Here is a 26,548-nt window from a genome sequence, read left to right as displayed (position 1 = left end):
TCTCGCCCCCTGCTGCTTTTTATTTTAGCATATTCTCCGGCAAGAAACGAGAGACCTTTATACAAAAAACGAAAAATATACAATCAATGTGCCTGCTATTTGGAGAAGAATCGCGCAATAATACCACCGCTGCAGATGTATCAGCCAGCCTTTTTCGCCCCCAAAATAAATCAACCACTGCAGTCCATATAAAAAACTATTAGCCAACAGCCAAAAAAGCAGCGCCGATTTTGTCCATCGATTCTCTCTGAATACACTCAGTACAAATAAAGTATTTAGCACCAAAAACGTGCGCCGTAATTGCCGTACATTCCTCATTTTTTCCATTGACATTTCTCCTTTTTCTATTTAGCATAGCAAAAAAAGAAGCAAATGAGAATGACTCATTTTGCTTCTTTTTCAACTTATTCAAAAACAAATTGATTTTTATAAAGTTCCGCATAGAATCCATCTTGTTCAACTAGTTCATGGTGGTTGCCTTCTTCAATGACTTCACCGTCTCGTAAAACAATAATCCGATCCGCATTTAGAATCGTTTTCAAACGATGGGCAATCACAAAACTGGTGCGCCCTTTAATTGCTTCGTCCATCGCTTTTTGGATTTTGGCTTCTGTTACTGTATCAACATTACTTGTTGCTTCATCCAAAATTAATAATTCTGGATTGGTAATAATCGTTCGTGCAATACTTACTAATTGCTTTTGTCCCGTACTGAAAAGGTTATTCTCTTCCGTAATCTCAGTATCGTAGCCTTGCTCAAGATTTACAATAAATTCATGGATATTCGCTTGTTTCGCTGCTTGAACAATTTCTTCATCCGTGGCCTCTGGCTTACCAAAAGCAATATTCTCACGAATTGTTCCTGAAAATAGAACGGACTCTTGCAAAACAATGCCTACATGTGAACGCAAGCTATCTAAATCCATTTCACGAATGTCCACACCATCAAACGTTACGGCGCCTTCATTCACATCATAAAAGCGATTCATTAAATTCATAATCGTTGTTTTTCCTGAGCCTGTCGGTCCGACTAAAGCGACCATTTCACCTTTGTCCACATGAATAGAAACATCTTTCAACACAGGCGTTTCTGGATTATAGCCAAAAACAACATGATTTAAAGCCACAGCTTTGTTAATCTCTTCTAATTTTTCGCCATTTTCGGGACGAATTTCATCTGGTTCATCAAACATCTCATTTAAACGACGAGCGCCTGTAACAGCTAATTGAATCATGCTATAACCTGAAGAAATTTGCATCAATGGTTGATAATATTGTTGGGAATATTGGACAAACATAACGACCAAACCTAGCGCAGCGGCACGATCAACAGAACCATTGATTGCTAACCAACCACCAAAGAAAATAACAATTGCCGTATTGACTAATGACATTCCTTGCATCATTGGGAAAAGTAATCCTGAATACACTTGACCTTTATACGTAGCTGCACGAACTTTTTCATTTTGCTCTAAAAAGCCGTCAATGGTTTCTTCTTGTAAGCCATTAGTAATAATCACACGTTGCCCACTAATTTTTTCATCCATATAGCCATTTAATTTACCCACTTCATCTTGCTGTAAATCGACATATTTGCGCGCCTTGCTAATCACAAAGACCGCAATTAAAATCGCAATCGGCGTAGAAGCAATTGTAGCCCATGCCAGTTCCACATTTTGACGGAACATCATGATTAAGACACCAACCAATAAGGCAATATTGGTTAATACTTGTAGCAACGCTTGGTTTAAACTGTTTTGGATGTTGTCTAAATCACTAGTAAAACGACTTAAAATTTCACCATCTTGATGAGAATCAAAGAAACGAATCGTCAATTTTTCTAATTTATTAAACAAACCAATCCGCATGCGGTTTGTTGATTTCCCCACGACTTGTGTAAAGAGAATACTATAAATGAAACTAGCGGCACTAGTTAAGACATAAAAAATGAGTAGTTTCCAAATGACAGAAACGAACGCACTTTTATCGTCTTTTCCTTGCATCACATTAACCGCATATTTCGCTAATTCCTGAATAGCTTCCCCAACGAATTGCGGCGCTTTGACTTGTAAATAAGTCGCTGCGAAAATTGCTAAGAAAATAAAGAGGAAAGAAACTTTGTAACGTTTTAAATAATGATAGAAAAATTTACTAGCTTTTATTAAATCAGTCATTAAGCTTCCTCCTTTCCTTTTTGAGTTTCGTAAATTTCTTGATACACGGGGTTCGTAGCTGCTAATTCTTCATGCGTGCCTTCCCCGACTAAACGTCCATTATCCAATACTAAAATACGATCTGCATGGACAACAGAAGAAATTTTTTGGGCAATAACGATCGTGGTAGTCTCTTTTAACTCTTTATCCAACGCTTCTCGGACTAACCGCTCCGAACGAGCATCCAACGCGCTGGTACTATCATCTAAAATCAAAATTTTAGGCTCACCAATCACACCTCTAGTAATTGATAACCGTTGTTTTTGTCCACCAGAAAAGTTATTACTCCGTTCTTCGACGGGTGCATCATAACCTTCTGCTAATTTTTCAATAAATTCCTTGGCTTGGGCGATGCCTGAAGCCCGTTCCATGTCCGCTTCAGAAGCGTCACGTTTACCATGGCGTAGATTTTGCGCAATCGTTCCAGAGAACAGGATTGCTTTTTGCAACACAAAGGAAACTGTTTTTCGTAAACTGTGTTCGTTCACTTCTCGTAAATCGACACCACCAACTTCAATCTTTCCTTCTGTCGGATCAAATAAACGTGGAATTAATTGTGCCAACGTAGATTTACCAGCGCCAGTTGCGCCCACAATCCCAATCATTTCACCTGGCTGAATAGAGAAAGAGATGTCTTTCAAGGTATCTTCTTCATCCCCAGGATAACGGAAAGATACGTGATCAAACTCAACACTACCAATTAACTCTTGTTCTGGGACTTTTTTGTAGATAACATCTGGTTCTGTTTCCATCACTTCTTTAATCCGCTTAATGGAAACAGCGGCACGAGAAGTCATCATCATCATCATTCCGCCGATAATAATCGCCATCATGATTTGCATTAAATAGTTCATAAAGGAAGCGACACCACCAATTAAAGTTGGATCATCCTTGACTAAGTTACTCACAAAGAAAATCGAGCCTACAACGGCTAAGTTCGCCACCAACATAAACGCTGGAATCATCACAGCAAATAAGCTACCTACGATTAAGTTATGGGTGGTTAATTCTTCACTCACTTTTGTAAAACGTGACAATTGATTTTTTTCTTGAACAAATGATTTGACGACACGAATGCCTAACAAATTTTCTTTTGCGATACCATTAATCTTATCAATCAAGTTTTGAATAATCATGAAATGCTTGCCCATTTGCGAAAAGGACAGCATAGAAATCAAAATAACTGCGATGACAAGTGCAACAATCACCCACCATAGTTGTGGCAAGGTTAGCATCGCTAAAATAAAACTCCCGATAAATAAAAAAGGAATTCTAAAAAGTGTCTGCAACGCAATCATAATGACATTTTGAATTTGAGTAACGTCATTTGTTAAACGAACAACTAAGTTACCTGCTGAAAATTTTTCGATATTGCCAAATGAAAAGGTTTGGATTTTGCGGAAAGTTGCTTCACGAATGTCAGCACTGACACCTTGGGCAACTTTGGCAGAAAAAATTGTATTAATAACCCCTGCAACGAGTCCTAATCCTGCAATGGCAATTAATTGAATCCCTAAGTTTTTCATTTTGTCGCTATCGTCATTCATAATTGCTTCCAACACTTGTTGTAACAATTTTGGTTGCCAAAGTGCTGAGACAACCATTACGATCACCGCCAACAAGGCAATAACTACCGAGCCTTTGTATTTTTTGGCGTGTTGAATAATAAGGTCCATCTTATCCCTACTTTCTTAAAATAGTTCCCTGCTTCTTCAGTGTTGGTCTGCGAATTCTTCCCCATTACAAAAAAATCAATTTGCTCATTGACTTCACCAATTTAACACTGTAAAATAAGGCCGATTCATAATTTACCATTTTTAGTGGTAAAATACAAGCGAACAAGTTAATTTTTCACAAGTTTTTCCTATCATAAAGTGTACCTTCTTTTTGATAAACTTACGAAGATAACGTTTAATAGGAGCTAAAATCATGGAACCGAAATTATCAAAAGACACGATTATTGCAGCCGCATTTTCTTTGTTAGAAAAAAGTCCCACTTTAGAACAACTTTCTATGCGTAAAGTCGCCAAACAGCTTGGTGTACAGGCGCCCGCAATTTATTGGTATTTTAAAAATAAGCAAGCCTTACTTCAAAGTATGGCTGAAGCGATTGAAGAGCACTTTCAAGAACCTGCATTATGTGGTGAATGGTATTCTGACTTACTGGCCTTCATGGAAAACTATTATGATCTCTATCAACAATTTCCCTGTGCCGTAGCTATCGAAATCCAAACCGTCCCTGCCTATCCCCAACGATTACGCCATTTAAATCAAATGATGGGCATTTTAAGAGAAGCAGGTTTTTCACCAGAAATGACTCATTTAGCAGTAACGTCTTTACAACATCTTTTATTTGGGATGATTATGGACGCAACGGAGGAAAAACAGCTCGTTTTGCAAGTGTTGAACGGAGATGACTATTTAAAAGAACAAGTGCTGCACATGAAACAATATGTCTCCGACAATGGGTTAACATACATGGAGGAAAGCATTCAATTTCGGCGCTCCATTCACCAAAAATCCGCCTTTATTCAAGCTGTTAAAACCTACTTAGATGGGTTGCAAGCATATAACACCTCTTCATCTAAATAAAAAAAGCCCTTGGTCCGTCAGTCGAAATGACTGACGGACCAAGGGTTAACTTTTAAAATAAATAGCGAAAACTACTTTCTCTATTTTGGTATCGGTAGCCAAGCCAAGGCTTTTTGAATCCATTCATCCCAGAACACCCAGTCATGTTCTCCTGGTCCAGTTTCAAAAGTGTAACTTGCCTGTGCCTGTTCCAACGCTTGAGCCATCTGTTGATTAGCAGAAAGTAACATATCTTGCTCCCCACAACAAAGGTAAAATTGGGGCATTTCTGTTTGGCTTTCTACTAATTGTTGTAATAAATACAGCGGATCGTGAATGGAACCTTCAATTTGATCTAACGGGCCAAAAATACCTTCCCAATAGCTTCGCTTACGGACTTTTAATAATTCCCCAAAACTAGTGGATGATAAACTGACTGCCCCAGACAAAGAAGCAACGGCTGCAAAAGATTCTGGTTTCGCTAATCCTAATTTCAAGGCGCCATAACCACCCATTGACAAACCAGCGGCAAAGGTTTTTTCTCGTTTTGTACTTAACTGTGGAAAGAGTTGATGACAAATTTTCGGTAATTCTTCTGAGATAAACGTCCAATAGTTCATATCGTATTGCGTGTCCGTATACCAAGCTAAATCCGTGGACGGCATAATGACAGCAATCCCCAAATCAGCGACATACCGCTCAATAGAGGTTCTGCGAGCCCAGACGCTGTGATTTCCTCCCATCCCATGTAATAAATACAACACGGGAATATCTGTTAATGCTGCTTGGGTACTTGTGCCCACTTTTTTTACCGTTTCTTGTGGTAAAATTACGTTCACATTCACTTCCATTTCCAATACATTTGAATAAATATTTGCTTGTAAAAAGGCCATCTACTTTTCCCTCCAATACTCTTTCTATTAGTGTACCACTAAACCTTCGCTCGTTGCGCTTTTGCGAAAATATTTAACAAAAGAGCGACAACAACTAAGCCCGCACCGACTAAGTAAACATTATGCAGACCTGCATAGAGGATACCGCGTAATGGTTTTAACAACGCAGCTGGAATTAAATTTGCAGTATGTGGATTCACTAATTGATTCATGACATCTGCATCGACGTTTAACGCGCTCGCTTCCAATTTCGCAAACATTCCTGCATTTAAAATCACACCAAAAATTGACACCATCACAGTCTGCCCAATTGTACGCACCAACGTATTAAACGATGTTGCAACCCCCATTTTTTCAGGCTCCACTGTACTTTGTGCGGTCACCGTAGTCGTTGTGATAGTAATCCCAAAACCAACTCCTAAGACAGAAGACACTACAAAGAAAAGCCAAAACGGAACGGCCATTGGCATTACCACTAAAAAGATGGCCCCGACTAATAGAATCGATAACCCAATCGTTAAGACTTTTTTCATAGCATATTTCTCCATAAAGCTACTTGCTATAAATGATCCAGCCATCCAAAGTAACGACATAGGCGCTAAAACTAAGCCACCAATTCCTGCACTTTTTCCTAAGACACCTTGCATCCACATCGGAATGTAGACATCAATCCCCATTAAGAAACCGCTAATAAGCGCTGCAATAAGATTTACTAAAACAAACGTTGGTTGATTAAATAAATGCAAATCAATCACTGGGTCTTGCGCGCGTTTTTCTATCATCACAAATGCTACAAAAAAGAGCACACTCAAACTCAAACAACCAAATGTTACTAATGTAAAACCATTATCGCTAATCATTTGAAAACCTAGCAATAACGTTAGCAGCACTGCCATCAAAGTGACGCTGCCCAAAATATCCATTGGCATCTTGGTCCGTTCCCGCTTTGGTTCAACTAAGAAAATACTAATCAAGCCCAATAAAACAAGTCCAATAGGAACATTAATGAAGAAAATCCAATGCCAACCGACTGTATCTACAATAAAACCACCTGCTAACGGACCAAAAATACTAGCAATTCCCCAGGCGGCACTGTTTAAACCTAAAATTTTCGCTCGCTTGTCCAATGAATACATATCGGCAATAATCGTTAATGCAACTGGTAAAATTGCGCCTGCCCCCACACCTTGAATTGCTCGGGCAATAATTAAAGTCAACATATCTTGAGCAAAGCCACACAACGAGGAGCCCAAAATAAAAATGATAATGCCAATCATGAAGACAGGTTTACGACCAATTTTATCTGCAAGTTTCCCATAAATCGGTGTTAACATCGCATTCGTTAATAAATAAATTGAAAATACCCAGTTCATAATTTCCATGCCATGTAACGAGCCGACAATCGTTGGCATCGCAGTAGACACAATGGTCCCTTCAATGGCTGTCATAAATGTTGCCACAAAAACACTCACCGTGACTAACTTAACATTTGTTTCTTTTGCCATTTGTTCACATCCTTTTCTATTCAATTGTCAATTTTCTAAATTGCTCCATAGCTATTCTATACAAAAAAGAACAAAATGTCTTAAAAAAATGCTTTTTCATAAAAAAATTATTGCAAAAAAAAACAAGAAGTCAGCCAAGTATTGGCTGACTTCTTGTTTTTTTTATTTAATTATTCAGCTAAACTAGCTTTTAACGCTTCAACTTTATCTGTTTGTTCCCAAGGTAAATCAATATCTGTTCGACCAAAATGACCATAAGCCGCAGTTTGTTTATAAATTGGGCGACGTAAATCTAGCATTTCAATAATACCTGCTGGACGTAAATCAAAGTTTTTACGAACTGCTTCGATTAATTTACTTTCTGGAAGATCACTCGTACCAAACGTATTAATAGAAATAGACACTGGTTGCGCCACACCAATTGCATAAGCTAATTGGACTTCTACTTTTTTCGCCAAACCAGCAGCAACAATGTTTTTCGCGATATAACGCGCAGCATAACTAGCAGAGCGGTCAACTTTGGTTGCATCTTTTCCAGAAAAAGCACCGCCGCCATGACGAGCATAACCGCCATAAGTATCAACGATAATTTTACGACCAGTTAAGCCGGCATCTCCTTGAGGGCCACCGATTACAAAGCGACCAGTTGGGTTGATAAAGTATTTTGTTTCATCATCTAAAAGTTCATGAGGAATCACCTCATTGATTACTTGTTCTTTAATATCTTTTTCGATTTGTTCTAAGGTTGTTTCATCATCATGTTGTGTACTGATGACGATCGTATCCACACGTTGTGGTTGACCTTGATCATCATATTCCACTGTTACTTGAGATTTTGCATCAGGACGTAAGTAAGGTAAGACTTTTTCCTTCCGCAATTCTGCTAAACGGCGAACCAAACGATGACTTAACGCGATCGGTAATGGCATTAATTCCGGTGTTTCGTCAACGGCAAAACCAAACATTAAGCCTTGGTCACCAGCGCCAATATCGTCTTTTTCATCTTGATCACGCACTTCTAAGGCTGCGTCAACCCCTTGAGCGATATCAGGTGATTGCTCATCGATTGCTACAAGAACTGCGACAGTCTCTCCATCAAATCCATATTTTGCTCGTGTATAACCAATATCTTTCACAGTTTGACGAACAATTTTTTGGATATCTACATAAGCTGTTGTAGAAATTTCTCCAAATACTAGGACTAAACCAGTTGTTACGGATGTTTCACATGCCACGCGGGCCATCGGATCTTTCTCCAAAATCGCATCTAAAATTGCATCACTGACTTGGTCAGCTACCTTATCTGGATGTCCTTCTGAAACGGATTCTGATGTAAATAAATGTCTTTCTGTCATAATGTTATTCCCCCTAAATAGTTTCGGTTACAAGGCATCTTTAGTAAGTAACGACAATTACTTGCTAAATCCTTTCGGGAACTTGTAACAAAAACAGTATACCAGATATCTAAAAAAAAAGCTTAGGTTTTCAAGAAAATCATTAAATTACCTATATTTACTTTTCCTATAACAAAAAACTTCCAGCCCCTTTCATCTGAGCTGGAAGTTTCTTGCTACTGTAAAATTTTCTCCGCGATAAAGTGTGTATATTGCTCGCCACCTGCCACATTTGGATGAACTCGGTCATCATAAAACCAATCATCATGGGCGTTACTATAATTAAACCAGTCAATGACCGTTAAGTTATCGTATTTTTTGTCCATTTGACTAAGTAAACTATTCACTTGATTTTGCCATCTTCTAGTTGGAACGCGAACATTAATCCAATAAACTTTTCGATTACCTAACGCTTTCATAAATTCATCAAATTGTGCCTCTGTAAAAGGACCATTTGTACCTAAACTCACTAAAACAGTATCTTTGAGCATTTTCTTTTTGTCTAGTTCACCAATTAGTGAAATGCTACTATACAATTGACGGCCCACTTCCCCATCGATAATCATTTTAGGGAAAATATCTTGTAACCCGCTAGCACCATCTAGAATAACAGAATCACCAATAGTTGTGATTTCTAAATTCTGCGCTTTTTTTACTTGCTCTGGTGTGAGTTGTGTGGGTAGAACGTCTTGGCTTTCACTCGGTTTTGTACTACTTTCTGTGGACGTGCTACTATTTTTCGTGCCACTTTCTTGGACTTCTTTTTTACGTTCTTCAATTTTTTGCTGATTTTTCGCAATATTTTTTTCTAGTTGCTCTTGTTGCGCACTTTTAGCGTTTGCTGGAGCCACAATTAAACCGAATACTGCAATCACGCTAATCACTGTCATAAAGGCCATTGTCCCTTTTTCACGAAGGTCCCACGGTTTCCGTAAGAACTCAGTGAATTGAGTCCAGACATCCTTATAAGACAATCGTGTCAGTGGATGTTCGATAAAACGATAAGACAATTCGCTCACGACTAAAATTAATGCTATTTCAACCAATGAATGTAGAAAAACATGGTCCGATAAGGTCTTAATTTTGGCCTCATAAAAAATCATGATTGGGAATTGATACAAGTAAATGCCATAACTCCGTTTACCTATCCACGTAAAGACTGGATTCGTTAACCAACGATTCATATCTGCCCCTGGATGTGCAGTGACGGCCACTAAGACAGTGGCTGCCAAACTAATTAAAAACATGCCGCCATAATAAACAAAATTTGTATGATCTGATAATGTTAAAAAGGCTAACACTAAAAGAACTAAGGCACTTAAACCAGCGCCATTTAAGATTTTTTTAGAGGCTTCTGGAATTTCTTCTTTCAAACGTGTGCTTGGCCAAACATACGCCAATGCACTACCTAGTAAAATAGAAAAAACACGTGTGTCTGTTCCATAATAGACACGTGTAGGATCTGCGCCAGGAACATATAAAACGGCCATCAGCGTCACCGAAATTAAGGCGCCGATTAAAACTAAACTGAAAATTCGACCGCGCTTACGAACAAAGCGTTCCAGAAGAATAAAAAGTAATGGCCAAATTAAATAATTTTGCGCTTCAACTGCCAATGACCAAATATGTACAAATGGCGATTGTGTCGCAAATCCATCAAAATAAGAAAACCCTTTAAAAATTTGCCACCAGTTGTTGTAATAAAAAACACTACTAGCGACAACGCTGCGAATATTGTTTAATAAATCCTGCTGAAAGAGTGTAATATAACTAACTGCACTTAAAAGCATCACAATTAATGCTGGATACAGCCGTTTCATCCTTCGCACATAAAATCCTTTTAAATCAATGGTCTGATTTTCTGCCCATTCTTGCCGCAACAAGTCGTTAATAAGATAACCTGAAACAACAAAGAAAATCGGAACACCTAAGTAGCCACCTCGCATGACTTGGGGAAAAAGGTGATACAAAATCACGCCAATTACAGCGATCGTCCGAATGCCATCAAAACCTGTAATATAGCGTTTTTTCTTGCTATTTGCTGTCTGATTCATTTGTGCTTTCCAACTTTTCTATAAAATTATTCTTTTCCTTTATTTAAAGAAGCAAGTAACTTTAATATACGTTTTTTCCTAGGAAATGGCAAGCAAACTTTGCCTCCTTTAGGGTTTTTTTACAATTCAAAAAACCAACATTTTTTAAAACACAAAAAAACAACCAAAGCTTATGAAAATCACTCATAAGCTTTGGTTGTTTACTCATATCGTTTTCGTTTAGATGAAGATGGAATCCCTAGGGCTTCACGATATTTTGCCACCGTTCGTCGGGATATTTCCATGCCTGAATCTTTTAATCGCTCGACTAATTTTTGATCAGACAACGGTTTACTTTTTACTTCTTGATCAATTAATTTTTGTAGTTGCTTTTTAACCATCGTTGTTGAGACATCCTCGCCATCTTCTTCTGATGAAAGAATACTTGTTGAGAAGAATGAGCGCAATTCAAAGACGCCAAACGTGGTTTCTAGATATTTTCCATTAACCGCACGACTAACTGTCGATTCATGAATAGACAAAGCATCCGCAATTTCTTTTAAAGTCATTGGTTTTAATGGCCGATCTGCTTCTAAAAAGAAGGCTTCTTGACGGCGCACAATTTCTTGCCCTACACGTAAAATTGTATCCCCCCGCTGATTCACTGCGCGCTCTAACCATTCAAATTCGTTTTTCTTATCCTTAATATATTCTTGGACTTCTTTGTCGTCAGTCTCTTGCATTCGTTTGAAATAATTTTCTTGAAAATTTAATGTCGGTCGACCAGCTTTGTTGGAAATCACCACTATTCGATCTTCCTTGATTCGGACAGTTAAATCTGGTCGAATATACAATTCCTCGGTCGCATCAAAAATATTCCCTGGCGCTGGCGATAACGTTTGTATATAATCAAAAATCAATTGAATTTCTGCTAATTCAATCCCAAATTTTTTAGCTAACGGGCCCCATTTACGACTCACTAAGGCATCAAACTCTTCCTCCAATAAAATATACGCTAAATTAGGCGCGGTATCGTCTCGTTCTGTTTGTAGCATCAAGCATTCTTGTAAATTGCGTGCCCCCACACCTGCTGGATCTAGCTGTTGTAACAAAGTTAATGCATCTAGCATTTGAATGGCGCTTGCTTCGGTTTTCTCTGCCGCTTCTTCTAACGAAATCGTTAAATAACCATTCACGTCTATATATTCTACTAAAAACAAAACCAATGTTCGCAAGTATGTATCGCGGTAATTCAAATGAATTTGATCAATTAAAGACTCAAATAATGATAAATGATAGTCTGGAATTTGATTCATATAATTATTTTCTTCGTCTTGATTGGTGTAAGAACGACTAGTTATCGGAAAATCTGTGGTGTACTGCGTGTCTACTTGTAAATCAATTAATGGATTCTCTAGTGCTTTCGCTTCAACAAAGGCAGCGAGTTCTTCCGTATTAAATTGTAAAATTTGAATGGATTGTTGAAGCTGTTGAGTCATGGCCAACTTTTGGACTTGTTTTTGTTGTTGGGACATTCGTTGCTCAAATTTCATTATTTTCGTCCTCCCTCTTGTAATTTTTGTCAATATCAGCTAAACTAGTATTCGTGCCGCGCCCTTAGTGTAGTGGATATCACGTAAGATTCCGGTTCTTGAGACGGGGGTTCGATTCCCTCAGGGCGCGTTATTTAAATATGTTGATTTATCAACGTTTCTGGACACTCTTTATTCATCTAAAGAGTGTTTTTTTCTTGTTTAGGAATGATTTTTCTATCCGTAGTTTTTTTAAATGTTGCTTGTGGCAAGCTCAATCGCACTTAGCGCGACAACATTTGTTCTGCTTCAGCTAAAAATCCAATAAGGCTAAAATTCCTCCGTTCCTATTGTAACGCATAACGTTTCCTTTTTCTATCTGCTAAACAAAGTATTACGACAAGCAAACACCTGCTTCTCTCTTAAAGATCCCTTTCTGATTATATAGTAAATTGCTTTTAATTTGTTAATTATTTTACCTAAAACTTGATACCCTAATTAAATAAAGAACCTGGGGCAAAAATCACTTTGGATTTTTGTCCCAGGCTTAAAACCTGATAATTGGCGGGAACAGAACCGTTCAGCTCCGACCTCTAAAATACTTAATTAGAAATATGCTACCCGCAATCACACTAATTATGATTACTAGCCAAAATAATCCACTTACAAGTAACAGCTCAGTTAAGGTCGTCTTCATATTCTCCTCCTTTAAATGGCATCTGCTTTGTTTTGCTATGTAATTAATGGCGAGATCAGACAACAGCTATCAAAAAAACGGACCAACACATGGTCCGTTTTCACTCATTATTAAGCTTTTACGATGTTCGTTGCTTGTAAGCCGCGTGGACCTTCTTCAGTATCAAAAGTTACTGCTTGGCCTTCATCTAAAGTTTTAAATCCATCTGATTGAATAGCTGAAAAATGTGCAAATACATCATTGCCATCTTCACCTGTAATAAATCCAAAACCTTTGTCTGCGTTAAACCATTTTACTGTACCGTTGTTCATATATATTTCCTCCTAGTGCATAAAAATATGCAAGTTATTGCAAAAAATGTTGAGTGGCAAAAGGAGAAGTATAGTTTTTAAATATATAACTCAAATTACTTATCAAAATTGATTACTTAATTACTATAACACATTTATTAGGAATAAACAATGCCCACGACTCTTCCTTGGACTTTCTAAAATAATCAAAGATGCACTTGACAAATCCCTAGCAAAAAACACCCCTATTCTCTCTATTTCCAGTTAGTTTTGTTTAACTTTAAATAATCACTACGCGCTAAATAATCAAATAGCGGAGCTAATCCTGGTGAAAAATTTACTTCCTCAAACCGCTTAATAAATTGTACGCCTTTAATTTTATTTGGTTCGTTCAGGGTAACTTTTCCTTGGGCTTGTTTGGCAAAATAAAAATGTCCTTGCCAAACGATTGAATCAAAAACAAGTGGTCCAGTAAAAATTTCTTCAAGTTCAGTAATTTCCACTGCTAACTCTTCTTTCATTTCACGAATCGCACATTCCAGCGCTGATTCACCAAGTTCTTGTTTTCCGCCAGGGAAATTCCATGTGTCTGGCCGATCTTTTAAAATAAGAATTTCATCAGATTGATTTTTAAGAAGTACTCGCGAAAATTCTTTTTTCATTTCGTTTAACCCTTTTCTTCATTTTTTATTGAGAAGCCACACTTGGCAGCATAAAAATATAATGCAAAATACGATCCGCATACGATGGATTTTTTTCAAAGTCATTGACTTCTTCATTGACTAACTCCAAATCATCGGTAATCACTCCAGCGACATCCATAAAGAGCATTTTACTTAATACCTCTGAGTCATTAACTGTCCAAGCATAAACTGCTTTTTTCTGTTGGTCAGCTTTTAAAATGAAGGTATCGTTCAACGTGGTAGCTTCCATTGTATACAAATCAGCTTGTGTTTCTGGAAAAGTGAAATTATAGGGCAAAATAAAACTAACTTTTACTTTTGATTTGGCTTTTTTAAACGCTTTGATCACATTGTAGTCGAGAGATTGAACCTGATGGTTATTCTTTATCAAAGGACGTTCATATTTTTCAATAAAGTTAGATAGCGCACCTTGACTATCTTGTTTAGACGTTTTAATTTCTACTAGTAATTTTTGTTTGGCTTGGTTTGCTTTCGCTAAATAATCATCAAAACTGGCAATTGGTGCTTCTTGGCCATTTTCTTTAACGGTCATTTTTGTTAATTCAGCCAACGTAAATTCTTGCGGCGTGCCATCAACGCCGGCGAGTTCTTGAAGGTTTGCATCATGCATCACAACAAATTGATGGTCTTTGGTTTCTTGAACATCAATTTCAATATAATCTGGTTTAAATTTAATGGTTCTTTCCATAGCAGGAATAGTATTTTGCACGCCATTACTATTGGTGACCCCTCGATGCGAAATAATCAAAGGTTTTGATTCTAATAGCCCTGTTAAGTAAACAGCATTGAAAATTATATAGCCGCCAAAAATGGTGAATAGTCCTAGGCCCATTCCGATAGTCACTAATTTATTACGTTTCGTTTCTTTGTCAAAGGCAACTTTTTTCGTCGTTTCTGCTTGAACATTTAATTGTGTATATAAGAAATTAATCAGTAATACTGAAAGCCAAGCATTAGAGACAAACTGTAAAAATTGGACAACCGTTAAATTTAAAATACCACCTAGCAAGCTAATGGTATCGCTCAAGGTATCTAACTTCAACTGTAGAAGATAAAGTAACACATAAATAACATACGTTGAAACAAATACCGCGATCGTCACAAATGCAATATTACGAATAATGAACCATAATCGTTTGTTTGTCATTGACCAACTAGCCTTAACTGCCTCGCCCGCTTTTTTTCTCTCCAGAATCATTAATGGAAGCGTGTAAATGAAACGAATAGCTAAATACCAGACTAATAACCCAAAGGCCAGTAACCCAACCAAGTAAGGAATTCGTTGGGACAAAAATTCAACAATAAAATCTGGAATCACAAATTTCGTCAATAGATTACTTTGGAAAATCAGGTTACCAAAAGGGACAATGACAACAAAATAACCGAAAAAGAATAACCACGAACGGGCACCTTGCTTTTTAAGAACCTTAAAAGATGCCTTGGTAACTCCTTTAAAATGAAAACGATGGTCTTGCCGTATTTGAAAAATCCCTAATAATAAAAAGGTAAACTGATAAAAAACTGCACCTAAAAAAAGTAACAACAAGAGAATTAATAACACCAGAGCAAGCGGCTTTTCTAACAATAAATTCAGGTTATTAAACGAAAGATAAGGAATACCTTGAGTTTTTAGTGCGTTGGAAGTAGCCCAACTAAAAGCCCCACCCACCAATAATAATAAGACATTTAAAGTAAAAAATAACCATAAGTACTGCAAGATGTCTTTAAAAAATTGCCTTGTTCCATTTTTAAATGTTTGCCAAGCAGACATACAAACTCCTCCATTCTAAAAGTATCTGACTAAAGTTCTTCCATACGAATCCTAAATAAAACAACGGCAATCCAAATTGAAATAAATGATGGCAAAATAACAATAATGATTGCGACTGGCTCATCAATAGTCCCTTGTAACGTATTTTTTACTTCTGAAGAAACAATAAACTGATCAAAAATCACTTGATAAATAGTAACATAAATCAATACCCATTGAATATAATATTCAATTATTTTCATTAAAGCGATGGGTAAAACAATTTTTTTCGTCGTTAAATTCAATAAAAAATATAACAAAAGACTCGTACTGATGATAACGACTATCCCTAAAAGAAATAACGACTCTAACCGCTGCCCTATTACGTTTGCAACGCCTATTGTTAATAATAAATACATAGCTACCGAAATTAAGATGCTCACACTTAGCATAACAGAAAACAAAAGTAATGCCTTAAGAAAAAGCCACTTATCAACTCTTTTATTTCCAATCAATAAACCTAAAAGAATCACCGACAAAAGTAAAATCAATTCAATCATTCGTACCTCCTCCCAAAACAAATGAAAGCAAATTCATATGTTCGCGTTTATTTTACCAAACCAAAATGTATTTGTAAAACATTTCACATGTTATTTAATAAACGACTAACACTATAAAAAAGACAAGTTTCCTAATAAAGGAAACTTGTCTTGTCTTTTTATTCTTTTTACTTCGTTATTTTTTGATAGTTTGCGAATAATTGATTCGCATCTCCTTCTCCATCAATTTTCTTGAGATGGCCGTTATCTATTTTAAACATAGATGGCACATGTAAAACTTTATTTTCTCGGATAAATGTTGACCATTCTTTCATGGTCTCTTTGTTGGTTAATTCTACATAGTAAACCTGTTTAGGTGCTTGTAATAGTTTCTCGAAATCCTGACAATCTGAACAGTTTTTCTTTTTTAAAACAACATAAAATGTTTCGCCAGAGTGTTTTTTTTCTTGATACTCATTGAAACTTAATTCCTTTTTATGCGGAATAAATGTAAAACCTACCAACAAACTAAGTAACAAAATTAACAGACTGAACGAAATTTTTTTATTCATGTTTTTTCTTCCTTTTTAGTTTGTCTAATTTTTTCTTTTTTTATTTTTTGTTATGCCAAAGCTAATAGCCACTATAAGGACAATTAAACCTGCGATCATGTAAAGTGGATTTACTGTTGTATTAGTCATTGGTAAATGAATTCCTTTACTTGCTGATTTTCCAAAATTGACTGGGTTCGTTGGTGCTTGATGATTTGTAGGCGTCAACGGTTTCTTCGGTTTTAACGGTTGTTTAGGTTTAGGTTTTTTTGGATCTTCTGGCGTTGGTGCAGGTGGTGTTACAGTTGGTTTGTTGGAATGCAACACGTCACCTTCGTTGCCAAAGTTTAAGTCGGCTTGGTTGGGAATGCCACCTTGTTCAATATAAGGTGCTAATTCTTCATCGGTTGCGCCGTCTTTAATTTTAGTGGTAATAGTCATTGTGTACGTATGTCCAGCTAAGTATGAGTAGCTGTCTGCTTGTTTGTTCATTTCAAAAGTTACTTTGTTATTTTCTTGTGTTACTGTGCCGTTAGCTGTAACATCTTTGCCATTTTCATCAGTAACTTTCACGTCTGTGATGTCTAACACTTTATTAATGTCATCCACCATGCTGGCTTGGGTCCATGTGCTTGTTTCGTTACCGAAAGCTGTTTTGACGTTCCATTTAAATTCTTGGTCACGGTTGGTTAAATCTAAGTGATCTTGACCTTCGATATCTTTTGTAATCGTTGGATCTTCTGGCGTTGGTGCAGGCGGTGTTACGGTTGGTTTGTTGGAATGTAACACGTCACCTTCATTGCCAAAGTTTAAGTCGGCTTGGTTGGGAATCCCACCTTGTTCAATATAAGGCGCTAATTCTTCGTCCGTTGCGCTAGCTTTAATTTTAGTGGTGATGGTCATTGTGTATGTGTGACCACTCAAATAGTCATAGCTGTCTGCTTGTTTGTTCATTTCAAAAGTTACTTTGTTATTTTCTTGTGTTACTGTGCCATTGGCTGTAACATCTTTACCATTTTCATCAGTGACTTTCACGTCTGTGATGTCTAACACTTTATTAATGTCATCTACCATGCTGGCTTGGGTCCAAGTGCTTGTTTCGTTACCGAAAGCTGTTTTGACGTTCCATTTAAATTCTTGATCGCGGTTGGTTAAATCTAAATGTTCTTGACCTTCGACGTCTTTAGCAATATTTGGATCAACTGGCGGTGGTGTTACGGTTGGTTTGTTGGAATGTAACACGTCACCTTCATTGCCAAAGTTTAAGTCGGCTTGGTTGGGAATCCCGCCTTGTTCAATATAAGGCGCTAATTCTTCGTCCGTTGCGTCAGTTTTAATTTTAGTGGTGATAGTCATTGTATACGTATGACCACTTAAATAGTCATAGCTGTCTGCTTGTTTGTTCATTTCAAAAGTTACTTTGTTATTTTCTTGTGTTACTGTGCCGTTAGCTGTAACATCTTTACCATTTTCGTCGGTGACTTTCACATCAATGATATCTAGCACTTTATTAATGTCATCTACTAAACTGGCTTGGGTCCAAGTGCTTGTTTCGTTACCAAAGGCTGTTTTGACATGCCAATCGAAACTATCTTCACGATTGGTTAAATCTAAGTGCTCTTGATTTTCGATATCTTTTGTAATCGTTGGATCTTCTGGCGTCACGTCACACGCATGCGCATTGTCATTTTTAGGAATCGTCGCTTCTGGAAATTCCTTAGCAATTGTTCCTTGATTCATTGTCCCACTACTTACAAGGGTTGCTGCATCGATCGCTGTATTTTCTTTGACTTCGTAGTGAATCGTGATGTTTCCTACGTAACCTTCTGTACTAGTTGCTGAAATGGTTTGTCCGTTAATTTGAACAGGCACATCATTTCCAGCATCGTCCGTAGCGGTCGCCGATTGAATATCAAATTGATTGGCAATCGTTAATGAAGCTGTTGCTGGTGTCGATTGCGCCAGACGATCTTTGACAATTTGTTTTAATTGGGTTGTAAAATCATCAATAGATTGGCTTGTAATAAAATCTTCTGGTGTGCTAGACCCTTGTTGCAACTCTTGTTTTACAAAAGGACCCACTTCTGTTTTATATTTATCAAAGTATGAATTCACTGAACTTAAAGATTCAACACTTTCCCAATACGCATTAATCATTTCATAGCCTTGGTTAGTAATTTCTTGGTTTAACGCTAAAACTTCTGCTGCTGCACCTTGATAGTCATTACTATACTCAACCGAAACTTGAAAAGGATGTCTTGGATCTGGATATTCATTGATTGAATCATTGGTGTTGGTTTTATGCAAGTAACCATCTAAACGTGTATTAGCGACCCCATCTGTCACTAATAAGAAATATGTTTTTCGATTCGTTAAATCTCCGTGTGTTTGATTGTACGTATCTAAAGCAAGTTTCAAGCCTGAGGCAGTTGGTGTACCACCATACGTCCGAACATCTCCAAATCCAGAGACAAATTGGCTTTTATCATGGGTTAATTGAGTATCAACACGCACATTCATATCATAATCAGCTGAATTAATTTTTACTTTTCCATCAGGAAATATAAATTGTTTTCCGCCACGATACGAAGCCAGCATCACGCGGTCTTGATCAGATAATCCTTGAACCACTTCATCAATCGCTTGTCTTACATGTGGAAAATTATCTGAAAAACTACCACTGGCATCTTCAACAACCACTAAATCAACCGGTTCCGTTTCACCCGCTTGAACTGGGAAAGCAGCTTGTCCCTCCAATATCCGTTTACAATCAGCTAGACTGTCGTCTTTCACTTTCACCGTATTGGTCATTCCTTCTCTATCTCCTGCTTTAACCACTCCTTCGGCTAAAGCCAATGTGGGACTGAAATTTCCCACAACTGTTCCAGCGACAATCACCATTGTCGATAATAATTTCGTTGCTTTCTTAAACATTTTAATCCTCCCTATTTTCTTTCGCTAGTGTTTGGGACACTTGCTTCTCTTTACTTCAACTACAGCTCCTTAAATCTTTCATCAAGTCGATGTGTCTCCTTGCTTTTGTGACACATCTCTTACTCAATTTCTGATTCTATCACCTTTAAAGGCTAAAACTTGGCAGTATTCGGCTCTTGAAAACGTAAAATTTGTCTTTTAAAAATTAATGAAAAGACTATCCACTAACAAAGTTGGTTTTCACTTACTTTTTGCTACTTGATTCCTTTTAAGACTCTTTTTTTACACAAAAAAAGTAAAAGAACCTTTACAGTCCTTTTACTTAATTGTTAGATGCTATTCATAATTTTCTTAGTTTTGTTCTATAAGCTGAATAGTTTAGCCTGTTTATTTCAACAATATTTGACGTTAGTCAGCCGTTTCGTTATAGTTAAAGAAAAGGCTTTTTGGTAGGAGTGAATACGATGAATGAGTGGCCCCATCAGTTAATGACGCTTTTAACCCCACTTTTTGAGCTATGTATTTTAGGACTGAATGTTTTTTCGATTATTGTTTTAGTTTGGGGTGTTTGTTTAGCAGGAAAAGATTTCATTAAAAGTGAACGACAAAATCAAAGCCGCTTTACCTTAACCAAAATGAATACGTTCATCAAAAACTTCCTTGGTAGCTACATTCTGTTAAGTTTAGAAATTTTAATTGCTGCTGATATTATTGAATCCATTGTCAAACCAACTTTTCAAGATATTTTGAAATTGGCAACCTTGGTGATCATCCGTACAGTTATTTCTTATTTCTTACATAAAGAAATTGAAGACACTATGACCGATATGGAACAACAAGAAAAAGAACCAGATACCCAAAAAAATTAGCGGGTACGCTGGTTCTTTTTTATTTAATCGCTTTAAAATAATGAAGTGGTTCGTTAGACAAACGCTGCATTTTACGTTTTTTATCTTCAATAATTGCTAAAATCTCGTCTGAAAAATTTTCCAAAATAACACGGCCGCCTTTATAGGTGTGACCACCCATTTCAGCAACTTCGCTGGCCGTCAAAATGACTTTACGATGCGCAATTTTTTTGAAAAATTCTTCAATTAAGTACGTCGGTAAGTAAAAATTATTTTGAGCAGAAAATGATTCCAAATAAATAAAATCATCGATGCTGATGAAACAATCATCCATCGATAAGTATTCAATTGATCTGTCTATATATAATTCACGCTTTTGTAAAATTTCTTTGACTTTTTTATTTAATAAATTCAATGATTCAATTTCTTTAACCAAATGTTCTAGTTCACGATAACGTACTTCTTTTCGCTCTTTGTAAGATGAATGTAAGGCGGCACTTGCTGTGACTATTAGCGCACCGACGATTACACCGACCATTCCGGCGATAAAAACAAACATATTTTTCCCCTCGCTCTTTTCTAATTTTCCATTTTAGTATAACATAATCCAAAAGTTTCGGATAAAAAATGACACAAAATTTTTCAAGCGACTTCGTTGACCTTTATTGACCAAAGAGGTATACTTTTCATAGGCATTCAAAGTGCTTTGTGATAGAATGACTTTAAAAGTTTCTTTATATAGGAGGATTTACTTATGAATTTAATTCCAACAGTTATTGAACAATCATCTCGCGGTGAACGTGCTTATGACATTTACTCTCGTTTATTAAAAGACCGCATCATTATGCTAAGCGGCCCTATCGATGATAACGTGGCAAACTCAGTGATTGCACAGTTATTATTCTTAGATGCCCAAGATTCAGAAAAAGACATTTACTTGTACATTAACTCTCCTGGTGGTAGCGTTTCTGCAGGCTTAGCGATTTTCGATACCATGAATTTCGTTAAAGCGGATGTCCAAACGATCGTATTAGGAATGGCAGCTTCAATGGGTAGCTTCTTATTAACAGCTGGTCAAAAAGGCAAACGTTTCGCTTTACCAAATGCGGAAATCATGATTCACCAACCACTTGGTGGCGCTCAAGGGCAAGCAACAGAAATTGAAATTGCTGCTCGTCACATTTTAGACACTCGTCAACGTTTAAATTCAATTTTAGCTGAACGAACTGGCCAACCAATTGAAGTGATTGAACGTGATACCGATCGTGATAACTATATGACTGCCGAACAAGCAAAAGAATATGGTTTAATCGATGAAGTAATGGAAAATAGTAGCGCCTTAAATTAAAAATAAAAAAATGGAAACAGCGACAGTCGCTGTTTCCATTTTTTTTATTTTTCAATGTATCCACGTAATTCTTCTTCAGTGACACTTTCGTCAAAGATATGCTCACCAATGATGATCGTTGGTACAAATTGAATGTGCGCCGCATTGGCTTCAGCAATCACTGCGGAAACAAGCGTTGCATCTTTTTGTTCTTTTAAGCCCAGATTTTTTTCAGCATACGTCGCTACTTCTTCTAAGGTTAAGTTTCCCCATTCATCTTGCGTAGCAAACATTTTATGCAATGCTGACAGCGCTTGTTCAGGCGCTGAATAGTCAATGTAGTGATGCATCACATTGCCGCGTTGTAAACTTTCTTTTTCTTTATCAAACAACTTAATGATACGTTCAACTTTACCACTTTTGACAGATTGTGCTAACAGTTCCTCAGACTCTTCAAACCATTTTCTGCAATAAGGACAGCGAACATTGATAAATTCTATCATTTTGACAGGGGCATTGCTCTCACCAATGTGAAGCCCTGTTTCTGTGTTAACTTTTGTTGCATCAATTACTGAAATATCCATAAAAACCTCATCCTTTCAAACCTTTATTTCTCTTTTAGTATACCGTTTTTCAATAAAAAAATCATAAGACACGAATTCAAATTTTCTGAATTCGTGCCTCTGTTCACTTTTTTAACGATTAATCGAACGAGCCATTCTAGCAACAGTATGTCTTTTCCCACGTATCGCATCAGAAAGCTCTTTAATATTTTCAATACCAACTAAGCCCATATTGGCATCGCCAATATGTTGAATATCTACGCCTAAAATTTTATTTCTAATGCCGATTGCTTGGATAACTTCAGGTTGAGCACTTTCTTGTGAAGTTCCAATGGCACTCATAACTAATTTTCCTTTTGAATGTGCAAAATCCACAACTTCTTTGACTTGTTGATCATCGATGCCCCAAACCGTGCCGACTGCTGGGACTAAGACAATATCAGCACCCGCTTCAATAAATTGTTCAGCTGATTTTAAACTGACCACTGGTTCATCTACGCCTGAACTGTGCATTTTTCCGGCAATAATGATGCCGTCAAAATGTTTTTTGGCTAAGGCCACGTTCTTAGCAATCAAGTCGTTGGTCACGCCAGTTCCTGGATTACCTGTCAATAAGATAAAATCCAAACCCAGTTCATTGGCTTTTTTGAAAGTAGCTGCTGATGCTTTTCTACCTGGTTCAATCGAAACTCTCGTTGAAGCTAAGTCTAAATTTTCATCAACAGGTTCGACATTCATGCCAATCGGTAAACCGACTAGTTCTTTCAAACGATGAACAACCTCATCATTAGGGACACATGTTTCCGCAGTATATTGCCCTTCATAAGCGGCTACTACAATCGGTTGATTAACATCGAAAACATTCAATAAAATCATGTCTGCGCCATATGCTTTTGACATTTCCGCACAAGTGATATCACCTGCTACGGATGGATGAACTACCACATTTTCCGATAAAATTACGCGCCCTTCGCTCGCTTTAATACTCTGAAACAGCTCTTCTTTTGACATCCGTTTGATTTCTGATGCATTTGCACTAATTAATCGTTGAACCATTTTGACCCCTCCAATAGTTTTTAATGTTTTAGTTAAAAACAGCAATAAGTAATCGCTTGCATTTTATTACATGCAACATTCGTGCCAACGTCGTTTCTTTAAACCACAGGTCAACACTACATTTCAGTGCTACACACTTTTTACACACTTTAATTTTTTTTACACGCTTAAAGAAAAAGTGAAGGATAGCACTTCAAACGGAAATGTTATTCTTCACTTCTGGAGCAGAAAAGTTACGCACTTTTTTCTCGTAATTTTTCTGCAAATTCATTAATTTTTCGAATACGATGATTAATACCTGACTTAGAAATAGCTCCTGAAGGAATCATTTCCCCTAGTTCTTTGAGACTAACTTCCGGATACTCTAACCGTAATTCTGCGATTTCCTGAAGTTTCTCCGGTAATGACGTCAGCCCTACTGTACTTTCAATAAATTGAATATTTTCAATTTGTTTTGAAGCCGCATCAATGGTTTTATTTAAATTCGCTGTTTCGCAATTCACTAAACGATTTACTGAATTCCGCATATCACGGACAATCCGGACATCTTCAAATTTCAACATAGAGTTCGTGGCACCAATTAATGTTAAAAAGTCGGCAATTTTTTCAGCACCTTTTAAATAACAAATATACCCATTTCGGCGTCCCAATGTTCGAGCGTTTAAGTCATAGTAATTCAACATCTTACAAATATCATTATTGTGTTCTTCATAAATTGAAAAAATTTCTAAATGATAGCGACTTGTTTCCGGATTATTAACTGAGCCAGAAGCCATGAAGGCTCCACGTAAATAGGAACGCATTTTTTGCGCGTTACCCATGATTTCATTTGACACATTGCCATTAAAAACGACCCCATCCATAATATCCAAATCAGCTAGAATTTTTTGTGTATCTTGTTTTAGACGCACAATGTAAACATTATTTTTCTTTAGTTTCATTTTTTTACGAACTAATAATTCTGCTTGTGCATGGTAATGATCTTTCAGCAATGAATACATTCGACGAGCAATTGCAGCATTTTCCGTTTGTACATTCAAGACAAACTGTTGATTAACTAAGCTAAGTGAGCCGTTCATCCGAATTAATGCTGCTAATTCTGCTTTCGCGTGTTCTCGATGGACTTCTAAACCAGTTAACTCTTTTTTGACATCCGAGGCAAAAGACATCTAAGCTCCTCCTCTCTTGATTCTTTTGATTAATTAATATTTCGTTCCAAATACGATACGGAAAAGTTCTTCAACAACTTTTTCCCCATCATGAAAAACTCCGCCATCTCTTAATTCTAAAAAGTCTGTCGAAATGACTCGGCATCCTTCTTCACGTAATCCTTGAAAATCATGCTTTACTTGAACTAAATATTCATCATAAATTTCAGGATCCATGTAATTTTCTGGTACTTTTTCTGTGTTAACCAGCACTGTATCAACAAACTGCGCTTGTAGATGCTCGTTTAAGACACGAACATGATCGGCATCCGTAAAATGTTCCGTTTCCCCTTTTTGGGTCATGATGTTACAAATATAGACTACTTCCGCTGCCGTTTGTTTGATGGCTTCACCAATTTCTGTAATAACTAAATTAGGTAAAATACTTGTAAAAAGACTCCCCGGTCCTAACACGACCATGTCTGCTTCTTCAATTGCTTTGACGACTTTGCGCGCAGCTCTTGGCTGTTCTTCTCCGTGTGTATTTGTCACAAACACATGGTCAATCGTCTTGCGATCCAGTGCAATTTTTGATTCTCCCACCGCCACTGAGCCATCTTTAAATACGGCATGTAACGTTAATGGCCGTTCTGATGATGGATAAATCCGTCCATCAACATGCATCATTTTTGAAAGCAATTGAATCGCTTCATACGTACTTCCTCTCATTTCTGAGACAGCAGCAATGATTAAATTACCGATTGCATGATTGGCAAAATGACTATCTGATTTATCAAAACGATATTGAAAAATATCTTCATATAATTGTGGCATATCTGACAGTGCCACTAAAACATTTCTTAAATCTCCCGGAGGTGTCATGTTATTAATAGAGGAACGAAGCTCGCCACTACTGCCGCCATCATCAGCGACCGTTACGACGGCAGTAATATCAACACTTTGATTTCTTAAACTTTTTAAAATTACTGGCAAGCCTGTTCCACCACCAACAACCACAATCTTCGGTTTACGAATTCGATAGGTTTTCATTAAGAGCGATTAACCGTTTCTTTTCTTTTTAAGCGGTCGCGGTGGGTAATATTTACATGGTAATCTTCCTCTTTTAATTCAGCGCCAACACGTTCTGTCAATGCAACAGAGCGATGTTGTCCGCCAGTACAGCCAATTGCAATGGTGACGCTACTTTTACCTTCTTTTTTATATCCAGGTAAGACTGTTCGCAGTAAATCGATAAATTTTGTATAAAATTCATCTGTTTCTGGGAAGCCCATCACATAATCATAAACAGGTTGATCCATTCCAGTTAACGGTCGTAGTTCATCAATATAATGGGGGTTAGGTAAAAAGCGAACATCCATAACGATATCTGCATCAATCGGCAACCCATATTTAAAGCCGAAGGACACCATTTCCACTCGAAATTCGTGTGTCTCTCTCGTTGCTAGTTCTTTATTCAAACGTTCCCGCAATTGACGAGGGGACAAGTCCGTAGTGTCAATAACCAATTGAGCATCCGCTTTAATTTCTTCCAGCATTGCACGTTCTTTACGAATACCTTCTGTCACTAAACCATCCATCGCCATTGGATGCGCACGCCGTGTCTCTTTATAACGAGAAACTAACTCTTCATCGGTGGCATCTAAAAATAAAATCGTTGTATCAATAAAATTAGTATTTTCAAGTTCGACTAACATATCCTGAATTTCTCTAAAGAAGGTCCGTGAACGTAAATCAATCACTAACGCAATCTTGGTAACTTTTCCAGATTCTTTAATTAATTCCCAAAATTTTGGGATTAAGCTTGGTGGTAAATTGTCGATACAGAAATAGCCCATGTCTTCAAAGCTTTGAACAGCGACTGTTTTTCCAGCGCCACTCATTCCTGTAATAATAACCAGTTGTAAATTTTCTGGCATATTCAACACTCCCTTCACTTGCATCACTATATTATAACACCCCGGGCGTATCAAAGAAAGCTT

General features: G+C 37.2%; 22 protein-coding genes, 1 tRNA gene and 1 riboswitch. Of the genes, 4 read left to right on the top strand and 19 right to left on the bottom strand.

The genetic code is table 11. The annotated features are described in order from the left end of the window. Positions 1-404: 404 nt before the first annotated feature. Both erfD and erfC read right to left on the bottom strand, forming a co-directional pair. Positions 405-2,174: a multidrug ABC transporter ATP-binding protein/permease ErfD gene (gene erfD / locus IGL56_RS02780; protein ID WP_002358756.1), complete on the bottom strand. Its 1,770-nt coding sequence runs from the start codon at positions 2,172-2,174 to the stop codon at positions 405-407. Then, positions 2,174-3,889, bottom strand: coding sequence for a multidrug ABC transporter ATP-binding protein/permease ErfC (gene erfC, locus IGL56_RS02775; protein ID WP_002364772.1), 1,716 nt, complete (start codon positions 3,887-3,889; stop codon positions 2,174-2,176). The genes erfD and erfC overlap by 1 nt, the downstream gene beginning before the upstream one ends. A 253-nt stretch (positions 3,890-4,142) precedes the next feature. On the opposite strand from erfC, the gene IGL56_RS02770 reads away from it, so the two are divergent. Then, the gene (locus IGL56_RS02770) at positions 4,143-4,805 is read left to right on the top strand and encodes a TetR/AcrR family transcriptional regulator (protein ID WP_002364773.1); all 663 of its coding nucleotides are present in this window, start codon (positions 4,143-4,145) and stop codon (positions 4,803-4,805) included. 80 nt (positions 4,806-4,885) lie between these two features. Here the strand turns inward: IGL56_RS02770 and IGL56_RS02765 are convergent, their stop codons facing one another. From IGL56_RS02765 to rpoN, 5 genes are all read right to left on the bottom strand, one after another. Beyond that, positions 4,886-5,677 carry an alpha/beta hydrolase gene (locus IGL56_RS02765; protein WP_002355660.1) on the bottom strand — a complete coding sequence of 264 codons (792 nt, stop codon included), beginning with the start codon at positions 5,675-5,677 and terminating at the stop codon, positions 4,886-4,888. Between the two features lie 38 nt (positions 5,678-5,715). After that, positions 5,716-7,182: an MDR family MFS transporter gene (locus IGL56_RS02760; RefSeq protein WP_002364774.1), complete on the bottom strand. Its 1,467-nt coding sequence runs from the start codon at positions 7,180-7,182 to the stop codon at positions 5,716-5,718. A gap of 170 nt (positions 7,183-7,352) precedes the next feature. Then, positions 7,353-8,537 (bottom strand): methionine adenosyltransferase, encoded by a 1,185-nt coding sequence (gene metK / locus IGL56_RS02755; protein WP_002355656.1) that lies wholly within the window; start codon positions 8,535-8,537, stop codon positions 7,353-7,355. Continuing rightward, positions 8,535-8,630: riboswitch (SMK box riboswitch) on the bottom strand. It overlaps the preceding gene by 3 nt. A 122-nt stretch (positions 8,631-8,752) precedes the next feature. Further along, positions 8,753-10,630, bottom strand: a complete 1,878-nt coding sequence (locus IGL56_RS02750; protein WP_002373449.1) for an acyltransferase family protein — start codon at positions 10,628-10,630, stop codon at positions 8,753-8,755. Between the two features lie 200 nt (positions 10,631-10,830). Continuing rightward, positions 10,831-12,162 carry an RNA polymerase factor sigma-54 gene (rpoN, locus tag IGL56_RS02745; protein WP_002361288.1) on the bottom strand — a complete coding sequence of 444 codons (1,332 nt, stop codon included), beginning with the start codon at positions 12,160-12,162 and terminating at the stop codon, positions 10,831-10,833. A 58-nt stretch (positions 12,163-12,220) separates the two neighbouring features. Between rpoN and IGL56_RS02740 the strand changes: the two genes are divergently transcribed. Beyond that, positions 12,221-12,292: transfer RNA gene (locus IGL56_RS02740), tRNA-Arg, on the top strand. Positions 12,293-12,948: 656 nt separating this feature from the next. Here the strand turns inward: IGL56_RS02740 and IGL56_RS02735 are convergent. The 6 genes from IGL56_RS02735 to IGL56_RS02710 form a co-directional block, all read right to left on the bottom strand. Then, positions 12,949-13,149, bottom strand: a complete 201-nt coding sequence (locus IGL56_RS02735; protein WP_002355647.1) for a cold-shock protein — start codon at positions 13,147-13,149, stop codon at positions 12,949-12,951. Between the two features lie 233 nt (positions 13,150-13,382). Further along, positions 13,383-13,790, bottom strand: a complete 408-nt coding sequence (locus tag IGL56_RS02730) for an NUDIX hydrolase (protein ID WP_002361287.1) — start codon at positions 13,788-13,790, stop codon at positions 13,383-13,385. Between the two features lie 25 nt (positions 13,791-13,815). Next, complete coding sequence (locus tag IGL56_RS02725; RefSeq protein ID WP_002381260.1) at positions 13,816-15,603, bottom strand: glycerophosphoryl diester phosphodiesterase membrane domain-containing protein; 1,788 nt, start codon at positions 15,601-15,603, stop codon at positions 13,816-13,818. A gap of 29 nt (positions 15,604-15,632) precedes the next feature. Next, positions 15,633-16,142 (bottom strand): SA1002 family membrane protein, encoded by a 510-nt coding sequence (locus IGL56_RS02720; RefSeq protein WP_002358746.1) that lies wholly within the window; start codon positions 16,140-16,142, stop codon positions 15,633-15,635. A gap of 167 nt (positions 16,143-16,309) precedes the next feature. Next, positions 16,310-16,693 carry a bacteriocin gene (locus tag IGL56_RS02715; protein ID WP_002358745.1) on the bottom strand — a complete coding sequence of 128 codons (384 nt, stop codon included), beginning with the start codon at positions 16,691-16,693 and terminating at the stop codon, positions 16,310-16,312. Positions 16,694-16,717: 24 nt separating this feature from the next. Then, positions 16,718-19,606 (bottom strand): isopeptide-forming domain-containing fimbrial protein, encoded by a 2,889-nt coding sequence (locus IGL56_RS02710; RefSeq protein WP_002381259.1) that lies wholly within the window; start codon positions 19,604-19,606, stop codon positions 16,718-16,720. 464 nt (positions 19,607-20,070) lie between these two features. On the opposite strand from IGL56_RS02710, the gene IGL56_RS02705 reads away from it, so the two are divergent. Next, the gene (locus IGL56_RS02705) at positions 20,071-20,475 is read left to right on the top strand and encodes a DUF1622 domain-containing protein (protein ID WP_002386155.1); all 405 of its coding nucleotides are present in this window, start codon (positions 20,071-20,073) and stop codon (positions 20,473-20,475) included. 19 nt (positions 20,476-20,494) lie between these two features. Here IGL56_RS02705 and IGL56_RS02700 read toward each other — a convergent pair whose 3' ends face one another. Beyond that, positions 20,495-21,013 (bottom strand): hypothetical protein, encoded by a 519-nt coding sequence (locus IGL56_RS02700; RefSeq protein WP_002355635.1) that lies wholly within the window; start codon positions 21,011-21,013, stop codon positions 20,495-20,497. 195 nt (positions 21,014-21,208) lie between these two features. Here IGL56_RS02700 and clpP point away from each other — a divergent pair, with 195 nt between their 5' ends. Next, complete coding sequence (gene clpP, locus IGL56_RS02695; protein ID WP_002355633.1) at positions 21,209-21,802, top strand: ATP-dependent Clp endopeptidase proteolytic subunit ClpP; 594 nt, start codon at positions 21,209-21,211, stop codon at positions 21,800-21,802. A 44-nt stretch (positions 21,803-21,846) separates the two neighbouring features. Here clpP and IGL56_RS02690 read toward each other — a convergent pair whose 3' ends face one another. The 5 genes from IGL56_RS02690 to rapZ all read right to left on the bottom strand — a co-directional run bounded on the left by IGL56_RS02690 (position 21,847) and on the right by rapZ (position 26,485). After that, positions 21,847-22,365, bottom strand: coding sequence for a DsbA family protein (locus IGL56_RS02690; protein ID WP_002361283.1), 519 nt, complete (start codon positions 22,363-22,365; stop codon positions 21,847-21,849). Positions 22,366-22,476: 111 nt separating this feature from the next. Then, positions 22,477-23,400 carry a PEP phosphonomutase gene (locus IGL56_RS02685; RefSeq protein ID WP_002358737.1) on the bottom strand — a complete coding sequence of 308 codons (924 nt, stop codon included), beginning with the start codon at positions 23,398-23,400 and terminating at the stop codon, positions 22,477-22,479. A gap of 233 nt (positions 23,401-23,633) precedes the next feature. Next, a complete protein-coding gene (gene whiA / locus IGL56_RS02680; protein WP_002358736.1) occupies positions 23,634-24,569 on the bottom strand; it encodes a DNA-binding protein WhiA in 936 nt (311 codons plus the stop codon). 33 nt (positions 24,570-24,602) lie between these two features. Continuing rightward, positions 24,603-25,598 carry a gluconeogenesis factor YvcK family protein gene (locus tag IGL56_RS02675; protein ID WP_002355627.1) on the bottom strand — a complete coding sequence of 332 codons (996 nt, stop codon included), beginning with the start codon at positions 25,596-25,598 and terminating at the stop codon, positions 24,603-24,605. Continuing rightward, on the bottom strand, positions 25,598-26,485 hold the full coding sequence (gene rapZ / locus IGL56_RS02670) for an RNase adapter RapZ (RefSeq protein WP_002355625.1): 888 nt from the start codon (positions 26,483-26,485) through the stop codon (positions 25,598-25,600). The genes IGL56_RS02675 and rapZ overlap by 1 nt, the downstream gene beginning before the upstream one ends. Positions 26,486-26,548: the final 63 nt, after the last annotated feature.

It is taken from the genome of Enterococcus sp. DIV1316a (genome assembly GCF_050536915.1).
Classification (GTDB): domain Bacteria; phylum Bacillota; class Bacilli; order Lactobacillales; family Enterococcaceae; genus Enterococcus; species Enterococcus faecalis.
The sequence above is the reverse complement of the archived record's forward strand: the minus strand, read 5'-3'. Positions and strand labels throughout refer to the sequence as shown.

What these genes read in the sequence shown, in the direction of transcription:
- clpP (WP_002355633.1), top strand. Translation starts at nt 21,209, where the DNA reads ATGAATTTAATTCCAACAGTTATTGAACAATCATCTCGCGGTGAACGT.
- erfC (WP_002364772.1), bottom strand. Translation starts at nt 3,889, where the DNA reads ATGGACCTTATTATTCAACACGCCAAAAAATACAAAGGCTCGGTAGTT.
- IGL56_RS02690 (WP_002361283.1), bottom strand. Translation starts at nt 22,365, where the DNA reads ATGGATATTTCAGTAATTGATGCAACAAAAGTTAACACAGAAACAGGG.
- IGL56_RS02705 (WP_002386155.1), top strand. Translation starts at nt 20,071, where the DNA reads ATGAATGAGTGGCCCCATCAGTTAATGACGCTTTTAACCCCACTTTTT.
- IGL56_RS02765 (WP_002355660.1), bottom strand. Translation starts at nt 5,677, where the DNA reads ATGGCCTTTTTACAAGCAAATATTTATTCAAATGTATTGGAAATGGAA.
- IGL56_RS02725 (WP_002381260.1), bottom strand. Translation starts at nt 15,603, where the DNA reads ATGTCTGCTTGGCAAACATTTAAAAATGGAACAAGGCAATTTTTTAAA.
- whiA (WP_002358736.1), bottom strand. Translation starts at nt 24,569, where the DNA reads ATGTCTTTTGCCTCGGATGTCAAAAAAGAGTTAACTGGTTTAGAAGTC.
- IGL56_RS02720 (WP_002358746.1), bottom strand. Translation starts at nt 16,142, where the DNA reads ATGATTGAATTGATTTTACTTTTGTCGGTGATTCTTTTAGGTTTATTG.
- IGL56_RS02770 (WP_002364773.1), top strand. Translation starts at nt 4,143, where the DNA reads ATGGAACCGAAATTATCAAAAGACACGATTATTGCAGCCGCATTTTCT.
- IGL56_RS02735 (WP_002355647.1), bottom strand. Translation starts at nt 13,149, where the DNA reads ATGAACAACGGTACAGTAAAATGGTTTAACGCAGACAAAGGTTTTGGA.
- erfD (WP_002358756.1), bottom strand. Translation starts at nt 2,174, where the DNA reads ATGACTGATTTAATAAAAGCTAGTAAATTTTTCTATCATTATTTAAAA.
- metK (WP_002355656.1), bottom strand. Translation starts at nt 8,537, where the DNA reads ATGACAGAAAGACATTTATTTACATCAGAATCCGTTTCAGAAGGACAT.
- IGL56_RS02730 (WP_002361287.1), bottom strand. Translation starts at nt 13,790, where the DNA reads ATGAAAAAAGAATTTTCGCGAGTACTTCTTAAAAATCAATCTGATGAA.
- IGL56_RS02710 (WP_002381259.1), bottom strand. Translation starts at nt 19,606, where the DNA reads ATGTTTAAGAAAGCAACGAAATTATTATCGACAATGGTGATTGTCGCT.
- IGL56_RS02760 (WP_002364774.1), bottom strand. Translation starts at nt 7,182, where the DNA reads ATGGCAAAAGAAACAAATGTTAAGTTAGTCACGGTGAGTGTTTTTGTG.
- IGL56_RS02715 (WP_002358745.1), bottom strand. Translation starts at nt 16,693, where the DNA reads ATGAATAAAAAAATTTCGTTCAGTCTGTTAATTTTGTTACTTAGTTTG.
- IGL56_RS02675 (WP_002355627.1), bottom strand. Translation starts at nt 25,598, where the DNA reads ATGAAAACCTATCGAATTCGTAAACCGAAGATTGTGGTTGTTGGTGGT.
- rpoN (WP_002361288.1), bottom strand. Translation starts at nt 12,162, where the DNA reads ATGAAATTTGAGCAACGAATGTCCCAACAACAAAAACAAGTCCAAAAG.
- IGL56_RS02750 (WP_002373449.1), bottom strand. Translation starts at nt 10,630, where the DNA reads ATGAATCAGACAGCAAATAGCAAGAAAAAACGCTATATTACAGGTTTT.
- IGL56_RS02700 (WP_002355635.1), bottom strand. Translation starts at nt 21,013, where the DNA reads ATGTTTGTTTTTATCGCCGGAATGGTCGGTGTAATCGTCGGTGCGCTA.
- rapZ (WP_002355625.1), bottom strand. Translation starts at nt 26,485, where the DNA reads ATGCCAGAAAATTTACAACTGGTTATTATTACAGGAATGAGTGGCGCT.
- IGL56_RS02685 (WP_002358737.1), bottom strand. Translation starts at nt 23,400, where the DNA reads ATGGTTCAACGATTAATTAGTGCAAATGCATCAGAAATCAAACGGATG.